This window comes from Bradyrhizobium sp. UFLA03-84, from assembly GCF_002289535.1.
In the GTDB taxonomy this organism is placed as follows: domain Bacteria; phylum Pseudomonadota; class Alphaproteobacteria; order Rhizobiales; family Xanthobacteraceae; genus Bradyrhizobium; species Bradyrhizobium viridifuturi.
In genome coordinates this window covers 318,930-340,130 of sequence record NZ_NSJY01000014.1, presented here as the reverse complement: position 1 = coordinate 340,130, position 21,201 = coordinate 318,930, and the positions used below count along the sequence as shown (strand labels likewise).

The 21,201-nt window shown below is 65.3% G+C and carries 19 protein-coding genes; 7 read left to right on the top strand and 12 right to left on the bottom strand.

From position 1 onward, the window contains the following. Positions 1 to 5: 5 nt before the first annotated feature. From CK489_RS23230 to CK489_RS23220, 3 genes are read right to left on the bottom strand one after another with little or no spacing between them, the layout of a single operon-like run. Entirely contained in the window at positions 6 to 2,240 is a 2,235-nt protein-coding gene (locus CK489_RS23230; RefSeq protein WP_095733939.1) for an acyl-CoA dehydrogenase family protein, read from the bottom strand. 8 nt (positions 2,241 to 2,248) lie between these two features. After that, the gene (locus CK489_RS23225; RefSeq protein ID WP_245350482.1) at positions 2,249 to 3,058 is read right to left on the bottom strand and encodes an enoyl-CoA hydratase/isomerase family protein; all 810 of its coding nucleotides are present in this window, start codon (positions 3,056 to 3,058) and stop codon (positions 2,249 to 2,251) included. 56 nt (positions 3,059 to 3,114) lie between these two features. Continuing rightward, positions 3,115 to 3,981, bottom strand: a complete 867-nt coding sequence (locus tag CK489_RS23220) for a FadR/GntR family transcriptional regulator (RefSeq protein ID WP_095733937.1) — start codon at positions 3,979 to 3,981, stop codon at positions 3,115 to 3,117. 81 nt (positions 3,982 to 4,062) lie between these two features. On the opposite strand from CK489_RS23220, the gene CK489_RS23215 reads away from it, so the two are divergent. Both CK489_RS23215 and CK489_RS23210 read left to right on the top strand, forming a co-directional pair. Next, on the top strand, positions 4,063 to 5,202 hold the full coding sequence (locus CK489_RS23215) for an acyl-CoA dehydrogenase family protein (RefSeq protein WP_095733936.1): 1,140 nt from the start codon (positions 4,063 to 4,065) through the stop codon (positions 5,200 to 5,202). 53 nt (positions 5,203 to 5,255) lie between these two features. Then, positions 5,256 to 6,455: an ABC transporter substrate-binding protein gene (locus tag CK489_RS23210; RefSeq protein WP_198961047.1), complete on the top strand. Its 1,200-nt coding sequence runs from the start codon at positions 5,256 to 5,258 to the stop codon at positions 6,453 to 6,455. 44 nt (positions 6,456 to 6,499) lie between these two features. Here the strand turns inward: CK489_RS23210 and hutU are convergent, their stop codons facing one another. Genes hutU through hutI form a run of 3 tightly spaced genes read right to left on the bottom strand, consistent with a single transcriptional unit; the run spans position 6,500 to position 10,959 of the window. Next, on the bottom strand, positions 6,500 to 8,170 hold the full coding sequence (gene hutU, locus CK489_RS23205; protein WP_095733934.1) for a urocanate hydratase: 1,671 nt from the start codon (positions 8,168 to 8,170) through the stop codon (positions 6,500 to 6,502). Positions 8,171 to 8,188: 18 nt separating this feature from the next. Then, positions 8,189 to 9,748, bottom strand: coding sequence for a histidine ammonia-lyase (gene hutH / locus CK489_RS23200; protein ID WP_095733933.1), 1,560 nt, complete (start codon positions 9,746 to 9,748; stop codon positions 8,189 to 8,191). Continuing rightward, positions 9,745 to 10,959 (bottom strand): imidazolonepropionase, encoded by a 1,215-nt coding sequence (hutI, locus tag CK489_RS23195; RefSeq protein WP_050627870.1) that lies wholly within the window; start codon positions 10,957 to 10,959, stop codon positions 9,745 to 9,747. Before hutI ends, hutH begins: the two co-directional genes overlap by 4 nt. Positions 10,960 to 11,044: 85 nt before the next feature. On the opposite strand from hutI, the gene CK489_RS23190 reads away from it, so the two are divergent. From CK489_RS23190 to CK489_RS23170, 5 genes are all read left to right on the top strand, one after another. Continuing rightward, complete coding sequence (locus tag CK489_RS23190) at positions 11,045 to 12,403, top strand: formimidoylglutamate deiminase (protein ID WP_050627869.1); 1,359 nt, start codon at positions 11,045 to 11,047, stop codon at positions 12,401 to 12,403. Further along, positions 12,400 to 13,140 carry a histidine utilization transcriptional repressor HutC gene (gene hutC / locus CK489_RS23185; protein ID WP_095733932.1) on the top strand — a complete coding sequence of 247 codons (741 nt, stop codon included), beginning with the start codon at positions 12,400 to 12,402 and terminating at the stop codon, positions 13,138 to 13,140. The genes CK489_RS23190 and hutC overlap by 4 nt, the downstream gene beginning before the upstream one ends. Before the next feature lie 128 nt (positions 13,141 to 13,268). Next, the gene (locus tag CK489_RS23180) at positions 13,269 to 14,213 is read left to right on the top strand and encodes an ABC transporter substrate-binding protein (protein WP_095733931.1); all 945 of its coding nucleotides are present in this window, start codon (positions 13,269 to 13,271) and stop codon (positions 14,211 to 14,213) included. Further along, positions 14,213 to 14,986 (top strand): ABC transporter permease, encoded by a 774-nt coding sequence (locus tag CK489_RS23175; RefSeq protein WP_095733930.1) that lies wholly within the window; start codon positions 14,213 to 14,215, stop codon positions 14,984 to 14,986. Before CK489_RS23180 ends, CK489_RS23175 begins: the two co-directional genes overlap by 1 nt. Continuing rightward, the gene (locus CK489_RS23170) at positions 14,983 to 15,768 is read left to right on the top strand and encodes an ABC transporter ATP-binding protein (protein WP_198961003.1); all 786 of its coding nucleotides are present in this window, start codon (positions 14,983 to 14,985) and stop codon (positions 15,766 to 15,768) included. The genes CK489_RS23175 and CK489_RS23170 overlap by 4 nt, the downstream gene beginning before the upstream one ends. A 76-nt stretch (positions 15,769 to 15,844) precedes the next feature. On the opposite strand, the gene CK489_RS23165 is transcribed toward CK489_RS23170, so the two are convergent. The 6 genes from CK489_RS23165 to urtB all read right to left on the bottom strand — a co-directional run bounded on the left by CK489_RS23165 (position 15,845) and on the right by urtB (position 21,091). After that, complete coding sequence (locus CK489_RS23165) at positions 15,845 to 16,195, bottom strand: FmdB family zinc ribbon protein (RefSeq protein ID WP_050627942.1); 351 nt, start codon at positions 16,193 to 16,195, stop codon at positions 15,845 to 15,847. A gap of 87 nt (positions 16,196 to 16,282) precedes the next feature. Further along, positions 16,283 to 17,512, bottom strand: coding sequence for a formamidase (gene fmdA, locus CK489_RS23160; RefSeq protein WP_095733928.1), 1,230 nt, complete (start codon positions 17,510 to 17,512; stop codon positions 16,283 to 16,285). Positions 17,513 to 17,543: 31 nt separating this feature from the next. Beyond that, positions 17,544 to 18,233 (bottom strand): urea ABC transporter ATP-binding subunit UrtE, encoded by a 690-nt coding sequence (gene urtE / locus CK489_RS23155; RefSeq protein ID WP_050627863.1) that lies wholly within the window; start codon positions 18,231 to 18,233, stop codon positions 17,544 to 17,546. 12 nt (positions 18,234 to 18,245) lie between these two features. Further along, positions 18,246 to 19,001: an urea ABC transporter ATP-binding protein UrtD gene (urtD, locus tag CK489_RS23150; RefSeq protein ID WP_024579726.1), complete on the bottom strand. Its 756-nt coding sequence runs from the start codon at positions 18,999 to 19,001 to the stop codon at positions 18,246 to 18,248. A 12-nt stretch (positions 19,002 to 19,013) separates the two neighbouring features. Continuing rightward, positions 19,014 to 20,147: an urea ABC transporter permease subunit UrtC gene (gene urtC, locus CK489_RS23145; protein ID WP_095733927.1), complete on the bottom strand. Its 1,134-nt coding sequence runs from the start codon at positions 20,145 to 20,147 to the stop codon at positions 19,014 to 19,016. Positions 20,148 to 20,164: 17 nt separating this feature from the next. After that, positions 20,165 to 21,091 carry an urea ABC transporter permease subunit UrtB gene (gene urtB / locus CK489_RS23140; protein ID WP_095734624.1) on the bottom strand — a complete coding sequence of 309 codons (927 nt, stop codon included), beginning with the start codon at positions 21,089 to 21,091 and terminating at the stop codon, positions 20,165 to 20,167. Positions 21,092 to 21,201: the final 110 nt, after the last annotated feature.

The window sequence follows — 21,201 nt, the reverse complement described above, 5'->3', positions numbered from 1 at the left end:
CTCTCCTATCTCGGCAGCCCGAGCGCGCGTTGCGCGATCAGGCTGCGCTGGATTTCGTTGGTCCCGATGCTGATGACCCACATCAGCGAATGCCGCAGGTTCTGCTCGAAGCGGCCGTTGTCGATCGCGCCCGGCATCTGCTCGGACAGCGCGGCGCGCATCCCGAGGATGTCGAGCGCAGCCTCGCCGAAGCGTTCCATCAGCTCGCCGGAAAACACCTTGCTGATCGCGCCATATTCCGGCGGCGTCACGCCATCGGCGGCAAGCTCGGCGCAATGCATCATCAATTGCCGGCCGATCTCGATCTCGGAGGCCAGCGTCGCCATCCTGTCGCGGACGATCGGGTCGCCGGCCAGCGACCGATCGCCTTCCCCCGCCATCACATGCGCGCGCAACTGCTCGAAGGCATGCGCGACCTTCAACACGATGCCGCCGCCGACCAGCCCGCGCTCGAACGCCAACGCGCCGGTCAACACTTTCCAGCCGCCATTGATCTCGCCGACGAGGTTCTCGGCGGGAATGCGGACATTGTCGTAGAAGATGTTGGCGAACGTGCCGTCATACATCGTTGCGGACGGACGTATCGTAATCCCCGGCGCATCCATCGGCACGATGAACATGCTGATGCCGGCGTGCGGCGGCTTGGCGTCCTTGTCGGTCCGCGCGGCGAGGAACATGTACTTTCCCCACCAGGTGGTGGTCCAGATCTTCTGACCGTTGATCACCCAATGATCGCCGTCCCTCACGGCGCTGGTGCGCAGCGCCGCAAGGTCGGAGCCCGCCTGCGGCTCGCTGTAGCCCATGCCATGCATCGCCTCGCCGCGCAGGATCTCCGGAAGGTACTGCTGCTGCTGATCCGGCGTGCCGAACATCATCAGCGCATTGGCCTGGATCGCCGCGCCGATCCGCGGCGCCTCGCCCTGCTCCATCGTCTCCATGAACGCGATCTGCTCCAGCGGGGAGCGTGCCTGGCCGCCGAACTGTTCCGGCCAGCCGAGGCCGATCCAGCCGGTGTCGCCGATATCGCGGGCGAAGCCGGCATCGAATTCGCGCTTGGCGAACGGCTTCTGATCGAACACGTCCTTCCGTCGTCCGGACCAGTTTTGCGCGAGCCAGCTTCGGACCTGCTCACGAAACGCATTTCCGGCAGTCCCGAGGTCGTATTGCGGCAGCCCTGCACCACCCGCATCCAACAGCCGGCTGGCCAGCCTGCGCTTTGCATCGGAGGCACCGCCGAGGGCGACCGTATCGAGATGCACGCGCTTGAAATGGATCGGCGCCTCGTGCTCCTCGGCATAGCCGATCGCTCCGAACGTATGCTGCGTCTCCAGCGCGACTTGCCGCAGCGCGCCGCCGGAGAAAGCCGATGCGCAATCGGCGAAGTAGCGCCAATCGACCTCGCCGCCATCGTGCAGCCTGGCGGTGTGATCGAGGATCAGCCTGACTCCTTCGAGCGCTATCAGGCAATTCGCCAGCTTGTGCTGGATCGCCTGGAACTTGCCGATCGGTTGCCCGAACTGGTGTCGCTCCCTGGCGTAGTCAACGGCCAGCTCGAACGCACGCCGCGCAGCGCCGCAAGCGCGCGCGGTCAACATCGCCTTGCCCTTGATGCGGAGCTCGTCCAGGTCGACGCCGCCCGCGGGAATGGGTGTGAGCGGGGCTGCGTTCAGCCGCACCTCATGGAGCCCCCACGCCCCCATCGCACGGGTGGCGACGCATTCGACGCCGGGGCCGCTGAGCTCGATCAGCGCAAGATGAGCCTGATCGAGTGCGACCAGGAGATGCGTGGCACTTCCCGCCGCCTCGACACAGCGGAGCACGCCCGTTGCCGCGCTGTTCGCGGCCTCGATCGAACCGGTGCCGCGATCCGGATCCAACGCGCCGAACGAGAAGGCGACGATCGCCGTCCCGGAATGCAGCCGCGCCAGCAGATCGGTCACGGCGTCGGCCTGCGATCCGGAAATCGCAAGATTGGCCAGTGCCGCCGACCACATCGGCGCCGGACATCCGACACGGCCAAGCTCGGCCATGACGACGAGGATTTCGGCGAGCCCGCCTTCATCCCCCTGCGCCCCGAGAGCGGCTACGCCCTGCCCGACCAGCTTGCGCCAGACCGCCGATATCTCGTCCGGCGAGGACGACGCCGTCGCGCCGCGCGGACGCCAATGCTCATCGAGGAATCCACGCAGGGAATCCCGCAGCATCGCCGTGACGTCGTCGGCTTGTTCGGTCGCCGTCATCGCCCGGCCTAGCCCTGACCGAACCTGGGCTTGCGCTTTTCCTTGAACGACATCGTCGCTTCCTTGTGGTCGGCGGTCTCGAACGTCACCTGCTCCAGCGCCATCGAGGCTTCCAGCAGCATGTTGACGCGCTCCTTGACGATCTGGTTGATCGAGAGCTTGGTCCAGCGAATGGCCCAGGTCGGTCCGTTGGCGAGCTCGATCGCGATCTCACGGGCCTTCGCCAACACCTCCGCGCGCGGCGCGACGTGATTGACCAGCCCGATCCGCTCGGCCTCCTTGCCCTTCAGCAGGGTGCCGCGGATCAGGAACTCCTTGGCCTTGTTGATGCCGATCAGCAGCGGCCAGATCACGGTGCCGCCGTCGCCTGCGACCAGGCCGACGCGGGAGACGTGGGTGTCGCCGATCCGCGCGTCCTCGGCCATCACGGTGATGTCGCAGAGCAGCGCATGGGTCGCCGCCAGGCCGATGGCGTCACCGTTGATCGCCGCGATGATCGGCTTGTCGAGCTCGAGCTGGCGCGTCACGCCGCGCCGGCTGATCATCGGATCGTGCACCTCGCCCTCTTCGAGCACGTCGCCGCCGGGCCGCTCCGACATCGCCTTCACGTCGCCGCCGACGCTGAAGAAGTCACCGGCGCCGGTCAGCACCACGACATTGACGGCGTGATCGTCGGCGAGGTCGTCCCAGATCGTGCGCAGCTCGCGGATCAGCTTCTGATTGATCGCGTTGCGCGCCTGCGGCCGGTTCAAGGTCACGGTCGCGACCTTGTCGGCGACCTCGACCGTCAGACATTCATACTTGGCGTAGTTAGACACGTTTGCCTCCATTGTTATTGCTGTTTGAGTGTTGATTTGTTCGCGGGCTGAGCGCGTTACCGGCGCATCCCGGGCTGCACGTCCGCCAATGCGACGTGGAGCGACATCGCCCCCGGGTCCTGCTCCAGCATCCGCTGCACGGATTCCAGGTGCGACCGCAGCAGCCGGCTCGCCAGCGCCACGTCTCGTTCGCTCAGCGCCGCCAGGAACTGGCGCCGCTTCTCCGTCAGCCGCGCCATCGCAACGCCGCTCGAGGCGACCTTGGCATAGACGAAGCGCATGTGGATCTCGGTGACCGAGTCCACGATCATCGCAATCACCTTGTTGCCGGTCGACGCTGCCAGCAGCTTGTAGAATTCGCGCGAGCATTCGACCCGGTCGAGCAGGCGCCCTTCCCTGGTCGCGAGTTCGGTCCGCTCGATATTGGCTTCCAGCGCATCGAGGTCGGCCCGGCGCGCGTTCGCGCAGGCGAGCTGCACCACGAGGTCGAGCACGTGGACCCGCGCCTCCGACAATTCCCGCACCGAGATCGTCCCGAGGCTCAGCATGTCGCGCATCACCTCGTTCATGCGTCGGGTGTCGCCCTGCTGGATGAAGGCGCCGCCTTTGACACCCTTCTGCAGCTTCAGAACGCCGGCCATTTCGAGGCTGCGCAGTGCCTCGCGCAGCACATTGCGACTGACGCCGAGCTGCTGCGCCAGCTCGCGCTCGGCCGGCAGCTTGTCGCCCGGCTTCAATACGCCGAGCGCCAGCTGCTCGCGAATCCGCTCGCAGATCTCCTCGAATGTCCGCCTTGTGTGGATCGGCTTGAATGTCGGCGCGGCTGCCGCTCCGGCGGCGCGCAGATCGGAGGCCCGCTCCCGCCGGTTCGGCGAGGCGGTACGGGGGCGCCGCGGCGCGCGAGGACTTGACTTGGTGCTCATGCGGTGAATTATTAAATGGATCACCCATTCAATGGAAGCCCCTTTTTCGGCTTCCAGCAAAGAAAACGACGGGGAGTCCGTATGAGTTTTTCCGAAGAGCAGGTCGCGTTCCGCGACAACGTGCGCAGGATGGTCGCCAAGCACGTGGCGCCGATCGCCGCCGAGATCGACGAGACCGACCGCTTTCCGCTGGAGCTGGTCAAGCTGTTCGGCGAGCTGGGGTTGATGCAGCTCTGGGTGCCGGAGCGCTATGACGGCCCGAACGGCAATCTGACCATGGCCTGCATCGCGCGCGAGGAGATCTCGAAGGTCTCGCCCGCCTGCGCCTCGATCGCGGCGCTCAACACCATGTTCATCATGCCGCTGCTGCATTTCGGCTCGGAAGAGCAGCGCCGCAAATACCTGCCGATCATCGCCAAGGGCGGCGTGGTCACGGCGATCGCGATCTCGGAGCCGCAGGCCGGCTCCGACGTCGCCGCGCTCAACACCCGCGCCCGCAAGGACGGCGACAGCTACGTCCTCAACGGCCGCAAGCAATGGTGCAGCTACGGTGTCGTCGCCGACTACATCGTGGTGATGGCGCGGACCAGTGACGGCGCCGGCGCCGACGGCATCAGCGCCTTCATCGTCGAGCCGAAGACAATGCCGGGCATCACGTTCGGCCGCCACGAGCGCAAGATGGGCTTTCGCGGCGCCCCCAATACGCCGATCTTCTTCGACAACGTCAGGGTCCCGGCCGAAAACCTCGTCGGCGAGGAGGGCAAGGGTTTCCGCGCGTCGATGCGCGCGCTCGACCTCAACCGCCCGACCATCGGTGCCCAGTCAGTCGGCCTCGCGCAGGGCGCGCTCGATGCATGCGTCGCCTACGCCAAGGAACGCAAGCAGTTCAAGAAACCGATCGCCGAATTCCAGGGCGTGCAGTTCATGCTCGCCGACATGGCGATGCAGATCGAGGCGGCGCGCGCGCTGGTCTATGAATGCGCCCGGGCCGGCGATGCCGGCGACTGGAAGCGGCTCAACGTGCTTGCCAGCATGGCGAAATGCGTCGGCAGCGACATGGCGATGAAGGTGACGACCGACGCGGTCCAGATCTTCGGCGGCTACGGCTACACCATGGACTATCCGGTCGAGCGCATGATGCGCGACGCCAAGCTGACCCAGATTTTTGAGGGCACCAACCAGATCCAGCGGGTGGTGATCGCCCGCGAGCTGCTGCGCTAACGCAGATTTCAACAAGAAACGAATTACAGGGAGAAACGACCTTGAACCACCTCATCGACCGGGCGTTGGCGGCGATTGCGCTGTCGGCCCTCCTGGCGGCGCCCGCCTACGCCCAGAAGGCCTATGGTCCCGGCGCCAGCGACACCGAGATCAAGCTCGGCCAGTCGACGCCGCTGAGCGGGCCGGCCTCCGCCTTCGGCGCCGGCGCCGGCCGCGCCGTGGTCGGCTATTTCGAGATGCTGAACGCGAAAGGCGGCATCAACGGCCGCAAGATCAACTTCACCCAGCTCGACAACGCCTACAGCGCGCCGAAGGCGGTCGAGCAATCCCGCAAGCTGATCGAGGATGTCGGCGTCCTGGCCGAGGTCGGCACGATCGGCACCGCGCCGAACGTCGCGATCCAGAAATACCTCAACGCCAAGCAGGTGCCGCAGCTGTTCATCACCGCCGGCGGACGGCGTTTCAACGATCCCAAGACCTTCCCGTGGACGGTCCCGCTCTACCCGGACTTCGAAACCGAAGGCCGCGTCGTCGCCAAGTACATCCTGACCGCAAAGCCGGACGCCAAGATCGGCGTGCTGTATCAGAATGACGACTACGGCAAGGACTATCTCAAAGGCCTCCGCGCCGGTCTCGGCGCGAAGACCGAGCTGATCGTCGCCCAGGCCTCCTACGAGCTCGCCGACCCGACGATCGATTCGCAGATCGTCCAGCTCAAGGCCGCCGGCGTCGACACGCTGATCGAGCAGTCGTCGTCGAAGGCCGCCGCGCAATCGATCCGCAAGGTCTACGAACTCGGCTGGAAGCCCCTGCACATCATCGGCGGCTCGACGGCATCGGTCGAGACCATCCTGAAGCCGGCGGGCCTCGAAGCCTCGAAGGGGCTGGTCACCACGCAATTCCTCAAGCAGCCCGGCGATCCGGCCTGGGCCAATGACGACGAGGTCAAGGCTTACAAGGATTTTCTGAAGACCTACGCGCCTTCGGCCAATCCGGACGACTATTCCGTGCTTGTCGCCTATATGAACGTGCACGCCCTCGAGCTGGCGCTGCGCAAATGCGGCGACGACCTGACCCGCGAGAACCTGATCAAGCAGGCGACCTCGCTGAACGGCGAGCGGCTGCCGATGATGCTGCCGGGCATCTCGATCGGCACACGCCCCGGCGACTACACGCCGTTCAGAACCCTGCGGATCGCGACATTCAATGGCGAAAGCTGGTCGCTGACCGGCGAACCGCTGTCGGCGGATTGAAGTGGTCGGCGAGGTCCTTTGAGCGGCGCCTCGCCGACGCCACCTCACGCCCGCAGGCTCGGAAGATCTAGGCCGTTGGCGCGCGCGCACTCGATCGCCGTCTCATAGCCGGCGTCGGCGTGGCGCATCACGCCTGTCGCCGGGTCGTTCCACAGCACGCGCTCGAGCCGGCGCGCCGCCTCCGGCGTGCCGTCGGCGACGATCACCATGCCGGCATGCTGCGAATACCCGATGCCGACGCCGCCGCCGTGATGCAACGACACCCAGGTGGCGCCGCTCGCACAGTTGAGCAGCGCATTGAGCAGCGGCCAGTCCGACACCGCGTCGGAGCCGTCGCGCATCGCCTCGGTCTCGCGGTTCGGGCTCGCCACCGAGCCGCTGTCGAGATGATCGCGGCCGATCACGATCGGCGCCTTCAGCTCGCCGCGCGCCACCATCTCGTTGAAGGCAAGGCCGAGGCGATGGCGATCGCCGAGGCCGACCCAGCAGATTCGCGCCGGCAGTCCCTGAAACTTGATGCGCGCCTTCGCCATGTCGAGCCAATTGTGCAGATGGCCATCGTTGGGCATCAGCTCCTTGACCTTGGCATCGGTCTTGAAGATGTCTTCGGGATCGCCGGACAGCGCCGCCCAGCGGAACGGCCCGACGCCGCGGCAGAACAGCGGACGGATATAGGCCGGGACAAAGCCCGGAAAATCGAACGCCTGCTTGAGGCCCATGTCCTTGGCCATCTGGCGGATGTTGTTGCCGTAGTCGAGCGTCGGGATTCCCTTCGCGTGGAAATCCAGCATGGCCTGGACGTGATCGACCATCGAGATCTTGGATGCCGTCTCGACCGCCTTCGGATCGGCGGCACGCCTGGCTTCCCACTCGGCGAGCGTCCATCCCTTCGGCAAATAGCCGTTGATCGGATCATGCGCGCTGGTCTGGTCGGTGACGATGTCAGGCCGCACGCCGCGGCGTACCAACTCGGGAAAGATCTCGGCCGCATTGCCGAGCAGGCCGACCGAGACCGGCTTTCCGGTCTTGGTCGCGTCGGCAATGATCGTCAGCGCCTCGTCGAGCGTCGCCGCCTGGCGATCGAGATAGCCCGTGCGCAGGCGCATCTCGATGCGGCTCGGCTGGCATTCGACGGCGAGCATCGAGGCGCCCGCCATGGTCGCGGCCAGCGGCTGCGCGCCGCCCATGCCGCCGAGGCCGGCAGTCAGGATCCATTTGCCGGCGAGGCTGCCGCCATAATGGCGGCGTCCGACCTCGACAAAGGTCTCGTAAGTCCCCTGCACGATGCCCTGGCTCCCGATGTAGATCCAGGAGCCGGCCGTCATCTGGCCGAACATCATCAGGCCCTGCCGGTCGAGCTCGTTGAAATGATCGAGCGTCGCCCAATGCGGCACCAGATTCGAATTCGCGATCAGGACGCGCGGCGCATCGGCATGGGTGCGGAAGACCCCGACCGGCTTGCCGGATTGCACCAGCAGCGTCTGATCGCCTTCCAGCTTGCGCAAGGAGGCAGCGATCCGGTCAAAGCTTTCCCAGTCGCGCGCCGCGCGGCCGATGCCGCCATAGACCACGAGCTCGCTCGGACGCTCGGCGACATCGGGATCCAGATTGTTCATCAGCATGCGCAGCGGCGCTTCGGTCAGCCAGCTCTTTGCGCTGATGTCGCTGCCGCGGGGAGCTCGGATGATGCGTTCATTGTCCAGTCGGCGATTCATGGCGGGTGCCCCTGTCGGCTAAGCGAATTTTGGAAACGGATCGGTGGAAAGGGCCGCGAGCGCGGCAGCGGGCAACGTGTCGGCTTCGATCAATCTCGCCGCCCGTGCGAGATCGTCGGCCATGTAGCGGTCCGCGGCGAGCGCCGGAACACGCGCGCGCAAGGCGGCAATCACCGCGCTGAGCGGCGCGCTGGTCGCATGCGGTGCTCGCAGCGTGATGCCCTGCGCCGCGACCAAGAGCTCGATGCCGAGAATGGACGCGAGGTTGTCGGCCATGTCGGACAGCCGGCGCGCAGCATGCGCGGCCATCGAGACGTGATCCTCCTGGTTGGCGCTGGTCGGCGTCGAATCGATCGAGCACGGCATCGCGCGCTGCTTGTTCTCGGCATAGAGCGCCGCCGCCGTGACCTCGGCGATCATGAACCCGGAATTGATGCCGGGTTCGGGCGTCAGGAACGGCGGCAAGCCGAAGTTCAAAGCGGGGTCGACCAGCGTCGCGATCCGGCGTTCGCTGGTGGCGCCGATCTCCGAGAGCGCCAGCGCGATCTGGTCGGCGGCGAATGCGACCGGCTCGGCGTGGAAATTGCCGCCCGAGACGATCTCGTCGGTCTCGACCAGCACCAGCGGATTATCGGTGACGGCATTGGCCTCAATGGTCAGCCCGCGCGCAGCCTGCACGAGCAGATCGAGCGCGGCGCCCACGACCTGCGGCTGGCAGCGCAGGCAGTAAGGGTCCTGCACGCGCTCGTCGCCTTCGAGATGCGACTGTCTGATATCGCTGCCATCAAGCAGCGCAGTCAAGGTCGCGGCCGCCGCGATCTGCCCATCATGGCCGCGCAAGGCCTGGATCTCGGGTCGAAACGGCACCGTGGAAGCCATTGCCGCGTCGACCGACAGCGCACCGGTCACCAGTGCGGCACACGCCAGCCGATGCGCGCGCAGCAGGCCCGAAATCGCATAGGCGGTCGAGAACTGCGTGCCGTTGATCAGCGCGAGCCCCTCCTTGGGGCCGAGCGTCAATGGCGCGAGGCCGGCGGCGGCCAGCGCTTCGTGACCCGGCACGATCTTGCCATCGCGGAACGCCTGTCCCTCCCCGATCATGACTGCGGTCATGTGGGCGAGCGGCGCGAGATCGCCGGAGGCGCCGACCGAACCCTGCTGCGGCACCAGCGGAGTGACGCCGCGTGCCAGCATGCCCTGCAACTGCTCGATGATTTCGCGCCGGACGCCGGACGCGCCGCGCCCGAGCGAGATCACCTTCAACGCCAGCATCAGGCGCACGATCGGCTCGGGCGTGGCCAGACCTACCCCGCAGCAATGCGACAGAATGAGGTTGCGCTGAAGCAGCGCGGTCTGATCGGGCGCGATGCGCGTCGATGCCAGCTTCCCGAATCCGGTATTGATGCCGTAGGCGGGAATGTCGGTCTGCGCCGCCTTCGCCACGATCTCCGCCGCGGCGTCGACGCGCGGCCAGAACGATGCGTGGAGCTCGACGCTCGCCCCCGCGAGCACGCGCGCGAGCACATCAAGGCCGACTGTCCCGGGCGTCACGACGATGGGCGCATCCCGATCGCTCATTGGCCCCTCCACACCCGGCGGTGCAACGGATTGAAGCCGATCCGGTAGACCAGTTCGGCGGGACGCTCGACGTCCCAGATCGCCAGATCGCAGGATTTGCCGGCCTCGAGCGTACCGGTCTCGGCGAAAAGGCCGAGCGCCCGGGCCCCTTCCCGCGTCACACCTGCGAGACATTCGGCGACCGTCATCCGGAACAGTGTCGCACCCATGTTCATCGCAAGCAGCAGCGAGGTCAGCGGCGAGCTGCCGGGATTGCAGTCGGTCGCCAGCGCCATCGGCACGCCGTGCTTGCGGAACAGCTCGACCGGCGGCATCTGCGTCTCGCGAATGAAATAGAACGCGCCGGGCAGCAACACGGCCGCTGTTCCTGCCTTCGCCATCGCAGCGGCGCCGGCTTCATCGGTATGCTCAAGATGATCGGCCGACAGCGCCGAGAATTTCGCGGCGAGTGCCGCACCGCCGAGATTCGACAGCTGGTCCGCGTGCAGCTTCACCGGCAATCCCAACGCGCACGCCGCCGCGAACACGCGAGCCGTCTGCTCTCCGGAAAATGCGATGCCTTCCATGAACGCGTCGACGGCATCGGCAAGGCCGGCCTTTGCCACGGCTGGGAGCATCTCGTTGCAAACCAGATCGATGTAGCGATCCTTGTCGCCATTGGCTTCCGGCGGCAGTGCATGCGCACCGAGGAAAGAGGTGCGGATCGCAACCTTTCGCAACCGGCCGAGCGCGCGGGCGGCCGCCAGCTGGCGCATCTCGGTCCCGGCATCGAGACCATAACCGGACTTGATCTCGACGGTGGTTGCGCCCTCACCGATCAACGCGTCGAGCCGCGGCAGCGCGCCGGCAACGAGCTCGGCTTCGGTCGCCTTGCGTGTTGCCGCCACTGTCGAGACGATGCCGCCGCCTGCGCGCGCGATCTCCTCATAGCTCGCGCCCTTGAGACGAAGCTCGAACTCATGCGCGCGATTGCCGCCAAATACGAGATGGGTATGGCAATCGACCAAGCCGGGCGTGATCCACCGGCCGGCGCAATCGATCCGTTCGACGGCATCCGCATCCACGGGAAAATCTGCCTGCGCGCCGGCATAGACGATGCGGCCGTCACGCGCCGCGATCAATCCTCGCTCGATCTCGCCGAGATCGGCGCGGTCGCCGCGCATCGTGGCGAGCCGGGCATTGTGCCAGATACGGTCGAAGCGCTCTGCCATGCGGACGTCCCCTCAAGGTGGGATGCTTGACTTATATGTCTAGACATATAATCGTGTCCGGGTTCTGTCCAGCCGGCATGGAAAAATGACCCGACTGCATTTCGCATTCGCGCTGCTGCCCTCCGGTTGGGCCAATGACGTGCGGGTCGAGCTCACCGGCGGCGCGATCGCCGCGGTGACGGCAGGTGTTGCGCCCGCCGCCGGCGACGAACGTCACCAATTGGCGGTTCCCGGATTGGCGAGCCTGCACAGCCACGCCTTTCAGCGCGGCATGGCCGGCCTCGCGGAACTGCGCGGCGATACGACCGACACGTTCTGGACCTGGCGCGAGACCATGTATCGCTTCGCGCTGACGATGACGCCTGACGACGTCGCTGCCGTTGCCACCCTGCTCTATGTCGAGATGCTCGAGCGCGGCTTCACCCGTGTCGGCGAGTTTCATTATCTCCACCATGATCGCGACGGCTCGCCTTACGCCAATCCGGCCGAGATGGCCGTGCGCATCGCGGATGCGTCTGAAGCCTCCGGCATCGGGCTCACTTTGTTGCCGAGCTTCTACGCTCACAGCACGTTCGGTGGCGCCGCGCCGCATGCCGGACAGCGCCGCTTCATCTGCTCGATCGACCAGTTCGCGGCGCTGATGGCGGCCTCGCGCGATGCGATCCGAGATCTGGCCGGCGCCAATATCGGCATCGCCCCGCACAGCCTGCGCGCGGTGGCGCCGGATGAACTCGCGGCGATCATTCCGCTTGCCGGAGCGAATCCGATCCACATCCACGCCGCCGAACAGGTGCGCGAGGTGGAGGATTGCGTCACCTGGTCGGGACAGCGGCCGGTGCAGTGGCTGCTCGAACACGCGCCCGTCGACCAGCGCTGGTGTCTGATTCACGCGACCCACATGACGGAGCAGGAAGTCACGGCGCTCGCCGGCAGCGGCGCTGTCGCCGGCCTCTGCCCCATCACCGAAGCAAGCCTCGGCGACGGTATCTTCTCGGCGCGTGAATTCCTCGCCGCGGGCGGCCGGTTCGGCATCGGAACCGATTCCAACGTGCTGGTCGGCGTCGCCGACGAACTGCGCCAGCTTGAATACGGCCAGCGGCTGAAGCACCGCGAGCGCAATGTGCTCTCGGGGCGCCCCGGCGCGTCCACCGGCCGTGCCCTGTTCGATCACGCACTCGCGGGCGGTGCGCAAGCTCTGGCACAGGCCAGGTCAGGACTTGTACCCGGCGCCCGCGCCGACATCGTCAGCCTCGACACCGCGCATCCGTCGCTGGCGGGACGGTCGGGCGATGCAGTGCTCGACGGCTGGCTGTTTGCGGCCGGCAGCGATGCGATCGACTGCGTCTGGGCCGGCGGTGACAGGCTGGTCGCCGGCGGACGACACCGGCTGCGCGACAGGGCGCGCGAGCGGTTCAACGCCAGCGTCCGGAGACTCCTCGCATGAGCCTCGCCTCCGATCGAGCCAAACCCAATGCAGCCAAGCCGACGCTGTACAAACGGATCCGGCTCGACATCGAGACACGGATCCTGACCGGCGAGTGGCCGCCCGGTCACCGCATCCCGTTCGAACACCAGTTGATGGCGCGCTATCGCTGCTCGCGGATGACCGTGAACAAAGCGCTGTCGGAACTGGCGCAGGCCGACCTGATCGAGCGGCGACGGCGCGCCGGCTCATTCGTGCGCCGTCCGCAGCATATGTCGGCGGTGCTCAAGATCGCCGACATCAGGGCCGAGATCACCGCCCTCGGCCGCGCTTACGGCTACCAGCTGATCGATTGCCGGCGCCGCACCGCGACGCCGGCCGATCGCGCCCGGCTCGGCGTCAGCACCGCCGGCAAGGTCATCGCGATCGCCTGCCGCCACAGCGCCGACAACGTGCCGTTCGCTGTCGAGGACAGGCTGATCGATCTCTCCACGGTTCCGGAAGCCGCGAAGGCCGATTTTGCGCGCGAACCGCCGGGATCATGGCTGCTGCATCACGTGCCGTGGACCGAAGCCGAACACACGATCAGCGCCGTCGTTGCCGATGATCACACGGCAAAGGCTCTCGACATCGCGGTCGGCGCGCCCTGCCTCGTGATCGATCGCTACACCTGGCGCAGCGCGCGCACGGTGACGGCGGTGCGGCTGCACTATCCAGGCGAGACGCACCGCTTGGTCGCGCGCTTCAAGGGGGGCTGACGGATCTTTGTTGCGGCATAATTCATGCAATGCATGATGCGCCACAACATGCTTCATGCGGCAATCCGCCGCGACTGACGTGAGACCATCAACAGGCTTCAATCCATCATTTCGCAAAGGGGGTAATCATGCGTTCTGTCAAAGTACTTCCAGCAATCATCGCTCTACTGGCGTCCACCGCCGCGTTCGCTGACGACGTCAAGGTCGGCGTCGGCATCTCCGGATGGACTGGCTTCGCGCCGCTGACGCTCGCCAAGGAGGCCGGCATCTTCAAGAAGAACGGCCTCGACGTCACCTTGAAGAAGATCCCGCAGAAGGACCGCCACCTCGCGATCGCTTCGGGCGACATCCAGTGCGCAGCGACGACGGTCGAAACCTGGATCTCCTGGAATGCCAATGGCGTCGCGACCAAGCAGATCTTCCAACTCGACAAGAGCTATGGTGCCGACGGGATGGCCGTGCGCAACGACGTCGCCGCGATCAAGGACCTCAAGGGCAAGACCGTCGCGGCCTCGGCGCCGGGCACCTCGCCCTATTTCGCGCTGGCCTGGATGCTGAAGAAGAACGGTCTCACGGTGAAGGACGTCACCGTGGTCAATTTGGAGCCGGCCGCCGCGGCGCAGGCCTTCGTCTCCGGCCAGAACGATGCCGCGATGACCTACGAGCCTTATCTGTCGACGGTGCGCGCCGCGCCTGACAAGGGCAAGATCATCGCCACCACGCTCGACTACCCGATCGTGATGGACACGTTCGGCTGCACGCCGAAATTCCTGACCGACAACCCGAAGGCGGCGCAGGCGCTGGCCAACAGCTACTTCGAGGCACTCGACATGATCGCCAAGGATCAGGCCAAGGCCTATGAGATCATGGGCGCGGACGTGAAGCAGACCGGCGAGCAGTTCGGCAACTCGGCCAAGTACCTGCGCTGGCAGGACAAGGCCGCCAACCAGAAATTCTTCGCCGGCGACTTCCTCTCCTTCAACAAGGACGCCGCCGAGCTCCTGCTCGAGGTCGGCATTATCAAGGCCGCGCCGAAGGTTGAGGACATCTACGACGCTAGCTTCATCAAGTGATGCGTCCTCTCGAACCGACTACATCGAGGCAGCGCGCGGCCTATGGCCTCGCGTTCTTCGTCCTGTTCGTCGCCCTGTGGTCCTGGGCGACGTTCGGCGGCCATGTCTCGAAGACCTTCCTCGCCAACCCGCTGACCATGGTTCAGGAAGGCTATGAGCTGCTCGCCAGGCAGGGCTTCCTGTTCGACATCGGCATGACGATCTGGCGCGTCATCGGCGGCTTTGCGCTTGCCGCCGTGATCGCGGTGCCGATCGGCGTGTTGATGGGCGCGTACAAGCCGATCGAGGCCTTCCTCGAACCCTTCGTGTCCTTTGCGCGCTATCTGCCGGCGTCCGCTTTCATTCCGCTGTTGATCCTGTGGGCGGGCATCGGCGAGCTGCAGAAGCTGCTGGTGATCTTTATCGGCGCCGTGTTCCAGATCATCCTGATGGTGGCCGTCACCGTCGGCGCCACACGCCGCGACCTGGTCGAAGCCGCCTACACGCTCGGCGCGGGCGACAGCGGCATCATCCGCCGCGTGCTGTTGCCCTCCGCCGCGCCCGAGATCGCCGAAATCCTGCGCCTGGTGCTGGGTTGGGCCTGGACCTACGTCATCGTCGCCGAGCTGATCGGCTCGTCGTCCGGCATCGGCCACATGATCACCGACAGCCAGGCGCTGCTCAACACCGGCCAGATCATCTTCGGCATCATCGTCATCGGGCTGATCGGCCTGATCTCCGATTTCCTGTTCAAGGCGTTCAACGCCTGGCTGTTCCCGTGGAAGCTCGCATGACCCTGCTTCGGATCGATCAGGTCTCGCGCACCTTCCCCGCCCGCGCCGGCAACGCGCCGACCCGGGCGCTGGAGCCGACCACGCTCGACGTCGGCGACAACGACTTCGTCACCATCCTCGGCCCGTCCGGCTGCGGCAAGTCCACACTGCTCCGGATCATTGCCGGCCTCGACCGGCCGACCAGCGGCCGCGTCACCCTCGACGGGCGCGAGGTCACCGGCCCAGGCGCCGATCGTGGCATGGTGTTCCAGTCCTACACGCTGTTTCCCTGGCTGACCGTGCGGGAGAACATCGCGTTCGGGCTGCGCGAGCGCGGCGCCACGCAAGCCGAACGCCATGAGATCGCCGATGCCTTCATCCGCCGGGTCGGGCTGTCGGGCTTCGAAAATCATTGGCCGAAGCAATTGTCGGGAGGCATGCAGCAACGCACCGCGATCGCCCGCGCGCTCGCCAACGATCCAAAAATCCTGCTGCTCGACGAACCGTTCGGCGCGCTCGACAATCAGACCCGCGCGTTGATGCAGGAAATGCTGCTCGGGATCTGGGAGCGCGACCAGAAGACGGTGCTGTTCGTCACCCACGATATCGAGGAAGCGATCTTCCTCGGCAGCCGCGTGATCGTGATGAGCGCACGTCCCGGACGCATCAAGGCCGAGATTGCGGTCGACCTGCCGCATCCCCGCTCCTACAAGATCAAGACCACGCCCGAATTCGTCACCCTGAAGGAGCGGCTGGTCGAGGAGATCCGCACCGAGGCCCTGAAGGTCGCCGAGCAGGCCTGACGATCAGCCACTCATTCCTCTGGTTTTTGACGCGCTTTCTTGACGCGAACCGGTATCCACTTCGCTCGAAAACGCTCTAGTGGCTGATCATCCAGGGACGCGCGGTCGGAAAGCCCTTGGCGCCGCTCTTGGTCTTGGTCATCAGCCGCGCCGGCTTCTTCTTTCCCGACGACGAGCAGCAACCGCAGCCCGGGCCATGCGCCGCTTTGTACTGGTCGAGCGTCTTCGGCGCGTGCCGGCTCTGCTCGTTGGTCGCGTGCGCCTTGCGCTTGTCCGACGGCATGCAGAAGAACGCCGGTGCGGTCAGGATCACACGCGGTGAGGTCGTCTCGCATTGCGGGCAATCCTGCGGCAGGTCGCATTCCGCCATCGGCCGCATGTCGGTGAACGGCCCGCAGTCGTTGCAGAGATATTCGTAGATCGGCATCGTCATATCCTTGCGCAGTCGTGTGACATCCGGCGATGGATGCGGGGCGGCCAGTACGTAGCCGTCCCGCACCCTTCGCGCAGGGATTCACTTGTCGGGTGAGATCGGCATCTGCACGTCGCCCTTGATGTGCTTGATCGGTCCTGCCGACGACGGCATGATGTCGAAATCGAAGATCTCCGTCGGCAGCCATAGTGTGGCGCAGGCGTTGGGCACGTCGACCACGCCGGAGATGTGGCCCTGGCACGGCGCGGTACCGAGGATCGAGTAGGCCTGGGCGCCGGAGTAGCCGAACTTCTTCAGATATTCGATCGCGTTCAGGCAGGCCTGGCGATAGGCGATGTGAACGTCGAGATAGTGTTGCTTGCCCGCCTCGTCGACCGAGATGCCTTCGAAGATCAGATAGTCCTTGTAGTTCGGCGTGATTGGCGACGGCTTGAACACGGGATTCTTGATGCCGTATTTCGAGACGCCGTCCTTGATCACGTCGACCTTGATGTGCAGCCAGCCGGCCATTTCGATGGCGCCGCAGAAGGTGATCTCGCCGTCGCCCTGGCTGAAATGCAGATCGCCCATCGAGAGGCCGCCGCCGGGCACATAGACCGGGAAATAGATCTTCGAGCCGCGCGACAGGTCCTTGATGTCGCAATTGCCGCCATGCTCGCGCGGCGGCACGGTGCGTGCGCCTTCCAGCCCGATCTTGGCCTTGACGTCGCCCTTGGCCTGTCCGGCATGCGCGGTCGGCGCGAACGGCGGATTGGCGAGGCCCGGCACCCGGGTCGGATTGGTCGCGATCAGTTCGGCTTCGCGCGCATTCCACGCCGCCAGCATCTTGGCATCGGGCAGACAGCCGATCAGGCCGGGGTGGATCAGGCCGGCGAAGTTGACGCCGGGGACGTGACGCGACGAGGTGTAGAGGCCCTTGATGTCCCAGATCGACTTCTGCGCCAGCGGGAAATGGTCGGTGAGGAAGCCGCCGCCATTCTGCTTGGAGAAGAAGCCGTTGAAGCCCCACAGGCTCTCCTTCAACGGACCGACATCGAGCAAGTCGACGACCAGGAGATCGCCGGGCTCGGCGCCCTTGACCCCGATCGGGCCGGACAGGAAGTGCACGATCGACAGATCGATATCGCGCACGTCATCGGCGGAGTCGTTGTTCTTGATGAAGCCGCCGGTCCAGTCGACGGTCTCGATGATGAAGTCGTCGCCGGGGCTGACCCACTCGACGATCGGAACCTCGGGATGCCAGCGGTTGTGAATCTTGTCGTTCTCATAGGCCGACTTGCTGAGATCGACCTTGATCAGTGTATCTGGCATCGCATTGCTCCCCTTCGTTTACTGGTGGTGGTTACACAGACAGATATTTCGAGATCTGCGCGGCATCGACGCTGTCGCGCGGATCGTCGCGGACGATCTCGCCGTTCTCGATGACGAGCACGCGGTCGGCGATGTCGAGCGCGAAGCTCAGGACCTGCTCGGAGACGACGATCGACAGCCCCCGCTCGTCGCGGATGCGTTTCAAGGTGCGCGCCATGTCCTTGATGATCGACGGCTGGATGCCCTCGGTCGGCTCGTCGAGCAGCAGCACCTTCGGCTTGGTCGCCAGCGCGCGGGCGATCGCGAGCTGCTGCTGCTGCCCGCCGGAGAGATTGCCGCCGCGGCGGCCCTTCATCTCCAGCAGCACCGGAAACAGCTCGTAGATATCGCCGGGCACCTCGGAACCGCCTGAGACCACGAGTCCAGTCTCGATGTTCTCCTTCACCGTCATGGTGGAGAAGATCATGCGGCCCTGCGGCACGTAAGCCAGCCCCTTCGCGACCCGCTCGTAGCTCTTCATCGCGCCGAGCTCGGTGCCGTCCATGGTCACCTTGCCGCTCTTGGCCGGCAGGATGCCCATCAGCGACTTCATCAGCGTGGTCTTGCCCATGCCGTTGCGGCCCATGATCGCGACGATCTCGTTCGACGCGACCTTGACGTTGAGGCCATGCAGCACCTCGCTCTGGCCATAGGCGACGTGAAGATCATTGATTGCCAGCATCGACGCCGCTCCTTAATGGCCGAGGTAAACTTCGATGACCTTGGGGTCGTTCTTGACGTGCTCCATGGTCCCCTCGGACAGGATCTGCCCCTGGTGCAGCACCGTGACTTTGTGGGCGATGTCCTCGACGAACTTCATGTCGTGCTCGATCACCAACACCGAGCGGTCTTTGATGATGCGGTTGAGCAGCTCGGCGGTCTTGGCGCGCTCCGACACGCTCATGCCGGCGACCGGCTCGTCGAGCATCAGGAGGTCCGGGTCCTGGATCAGCAACATCCCGATCTCGAGCCACTGCTTCTGGCCATGGCTGAGCTGGTCGGCATAGGTGTTGAGCCGGTCCTTCAGGAAGATCATCTCGGCGACCTCCTCGACCCGTTGCTTGACGGTATCGTCGCGCTGGAAGGTCAGCGAGCCGAACACGGTGCGGCCACGCGGGAAGGAGATCTCGAGGTTCTCGAACACGGTCAGATCCTCGAACACCGACGGCGTCTGGAACTTGCGCCCCACGCCCGCCTGCACGATCTCGTTCTCGCGCAGCTTGGTCAGCTCCTGGCCGCGGAACTGGATCGAGCCGGATGTCGCGCGGGTCTTGCCGCAGATCAAATCGAGCACCGTGGTCTTGCCGGCGCCGTTCGGGCCGATGATGACGCGGATCTCGTTCTCCTCGACATAGAAGGAGAGATCGTTGACGGCCTTGAAGCCGTCAAAGGACACGGTGAGACCGGAGACCGCGAGCAGGAAGTCTTTTGGCTGATGGCCGACGAGCATGATGATCCCTCCTCACTCGGCCGGTGCGCCGTCGGCGATCATGCCGGCCGCCGATTTCGATTTGCGTGACGCCAGCAGGCGATCGATGCGGGGCTGAATATGATCCGCCCAGATGCCGGACAGCCCGTTCGGGAACGCCAGCACGACCGCGATGAACAGCGCGCCGAGACCGAACAGCCAGAGCTGCGGGAAGGATTCCGAGAGGCTGGTCTTGGCGAAATTGACCAGCAGCGCGCCCCACACCGCGCCGAAGATCGACATCCGGCCGCCGACCGCGGTGTAGATCACCATCTCGATCGACGGCACGATGCCGACGAAGGACGGCGACATGAAGCCGACCTCGAGCGTGAACATGGCGCCGCCGATCGCAGCGAACACCGCCGCGGCACAGAACGCGAAGATCTTGAAGTTGGCGACGCTGTAACCGGAGAAGCGCACGCGATCCTCCTGCTCCCGCATTGCCACCAGGATGCGCCCGAGTTTTGTCAGCCGGATGAATTGCGCGGCGCCGATGCATCCGAACAGCAGCACAACCTCGACGAAATACAGAATGAACTTGGCGTGATCAGTGCGGATGTCCCAACCGTGCAGCGTGCGCAAATCGGTAATGCCGTTGATGCCGCCGGTGTAGCCCTGCTGCCCCACGATCAGGATGGTGAGGATCGCGGCGATCGCCTGCGTGATGATCGCAAAGTACACGCCGCCGACCCGGCGCTTGAACATCGCCGCGCCGATGATCAGCGCGAAGAACGCGGGAACCACCAGGATCGCCAACAGCGTGACCGGGAAGCTGTGGAATGGCTTCCAGAAGAAGGGCAACGAGGTGAGCTGGTTCCAGTCCATGAAGTCGGGAATCCCCGGCGTCGACTGGATCTTGGTGTTCGCCACCGACGAAGCCTCAAGCTTGAGGTACATCGCCATGCAGTAGCCGCCGAGGCCGAAGAACACGCCCTGCCCCAGGCTCAGGATGCCGCCATAGCCCCAGCACAGCACGAGGCCGATGCCGACGAAGGCGTAGGTCAGATATTTGGCGACCAGGTTGAGGCGGAAAATATCCAGCGACAGCGGCAGGATCAGAAACAGCAGCACCGCGAGCGCAAGGAAGCCGAGCAGTTCGGAGCGATTGAAAAAGCGCGAGTTGATCATGACCAGCCTGCTTGTTCTTATTTGCGGACCTTGAGCGCGAAGAGGCCCTGCGGACGCACCATCAGGATCGCGACGATCGTGAGCAGCGTGATCACCTTGGCCATCGATCCCGACAGGAAGAATTCCAGCGTCGACTGGGTCTGCGAGATCGAGAAGGCGGAGGCGATGGTGCCGAACAGCGAGGCGGCGCCGCCGAACACCACGACCAGGAAGGTGTCGACGATGTAGAGCTGGCCGGCGGTCGGCCCGGTCGAGCCGATCATGGTGAAGGCCGAGCCGGCGATCCCTGCGATGCCGCAGCCGAGCCCAAAGGTGTAGCGATCGACCCTCTCGGTGTTGATGCCGACGGCGCCCGCCATGACGCGGTTCTGCACCACGGCCCGCACCTGCTTGCCCCAGCTCGACCAGAACAGGATGTAGAAGACGACGATCGTGATCAGGATCGTCAGCCCCATCACGAACATGCCGTTGATCGGGATCTGGATCGAGTCGGTCGCCTGCCAAGAGCCCATCATCCATTCCGGCAGCTCGACGCCGACCTCACGTGCGCCGAAGATCGAGCGATAGGCCTGCTGCAGGATCAGGCTGAGGCCCCAGGTCGCGAGCAGCGTATCGAGCGGGCGTTTGTAGAGATGGCGTATCAGCGCCCATTCGACCAGCATGCCGAGCGCGCCGGAGGCGATGAACGCCAGGATCATCGCGATGAAGAAGTAGCCGGGGAACAGCCAGGGCGCGACGTGCTGCACGGCGTTCGACGTCATCCAGGTGACGTAGGCACCGAGGATCATGAACTCGCCATGCGCCATGTTGATGACGCCCATCTGGCCGAAGATGATGGCAAGCCCGAGCGCCATCAGCACGTAGACGGAGAACAGGATGAGCCCGGCAAATCCCTGCATCGCGAGGATGGCACCGAGGTCGCTGATCGAATAGTCGCCGAACATCTGGTTCTCCAGTCCAAGGGGCCAGCGCCGCGACACAGCGGCGTCCGATCGGCGGCGTGGGCGGTGACGTCCACGCCGCGATGCGTTTGAAGTGAGATTGCGCGTTACGC

What these genes read in the sequence shown, in the direction of transcription:
- CK489_RS23230 (WP_095733939.1), bottom strand. Translation starts at nt 2,240, where the DNA reads ATGACGGCGACCGAACAAGCCGACGACGTCACGGCGATGCTGCGGGAT.
- CK489_RS23220 (WP_095733937.1), bottom strand. Translation starts at nt 3,981, where the DNA reads ATGAGCACCAAGTCAAGTCCTCGCGCGCCGCGGCGCCCCCGTACCGCC.
- CK489_RS23215 (WP_095733936.1), top strand. Translation starts at nt 4,063, where the DNA reads ATGAGTTTTTCCGAAGAGCAGGTCGCGTTCCGCGACAACGTGCGCAGG.
- hutU (WP_095733934.1), bottom strand. Translation starts at nt 8,170, where the DNA reads ATGAATCGCCGACTGGACAATGAACGCATCATCCGAGCTCCCCGCGGC.
- hutH (WP_095733933.1), bottom strand. Translation starts at nt 9,748, where the DNA reads ATGAGCGATCGGGATGCGCCCATCGTCGTGACGCCCGGGACAGTCGGC.
- hutI (WP_050627870.1), bottom strand. Translation starts at nt 10,959, where the DNA reads ATGGCAGAGCGCTTCGACCGTATCTGGCACAATGCCCGGCTCGCCACG.
- CK489_RS23190 (WP_050627869.1), top strand. Translation starts at nt 11,045, where the DNA reads ATGACCCGACTGCATTTCGCATTCGCGCTGCTGCCCTCCGGTTGGGCC.
- hutC (WP_095733932.1), top strand. Translation starts at nt 12,400, where the DNA reads ATGAGCCTCGCCTCCGATCGAGCCAAACCCAATGCAGCCAAGCCGACG.
- CK489_RS23180 (WP_095733931.1), top strand. Translation starts at nt 13,269, where the DNA reads ATGCGTTCTGTCAAAGTACTTCCAGCAATCATCGCTCTACTGGCGTCC.
- CK489_RS23175 (WP_095733930.1), top strand. Translation starts at nt 14,213, where the DNA reads ATGCGTCCTCTCGAACCGACTACATCGAGGCAGCGCGCGGCCTATGGC.
- CK489_RS23170 (WP_198961003.1), top strand. Translation starts at nt 14,983, where the DNA reads ATGACCCTGCTTCGGATCGATCAGGTCTCGCGCACCTTCCCCGCCCGC.
- CK489_RS23165 (WP_050627942.1), bottom strand. Translation starts at nt 16,195, where the DNA reads ATGCCGATCTACGAATATCTCTGCAACGACTGCGGGCCGTTCACCGAC.
- fmdA (WP_095733928.1), bottom strand. Translation starts at nt 17,512, where the DNA reads ATGCCAGATACACTGATCAAGGTCGATCTCAGCAAGTCGGCCTATGAG.
- urtE (WP_050627863.1), bottom strand. Translation starts at nt 18,233, where the DNA reads ATGCTGGCAATCAATGATCTTCACGTCGCCTATGGCCAGAGCGAGGTG.
- urtD (WP_024579726.1), bottom strand. Translation starts at nt 19,001, where the DNA reads ATGCTCGTCGGCCATCAGCCAAAAGACTTCCTGCTCGCGGTCTCCGGT.
- urtC (WP_095733927.1), bottom strand. Translation starts at nt 20,147, where the DNA reads ATGATCAACTCGCGCTTTTTCAATCGCTCCGAACTGCTCGGCTTCCTT.
- urtB (WP_095734624.1), bottom strand. Translation starts at nt 21,091, where the DNA reads ATGTTCGGCGACTATTCGATCAGCGACCTCGGTGCCATCCTCGCGATG.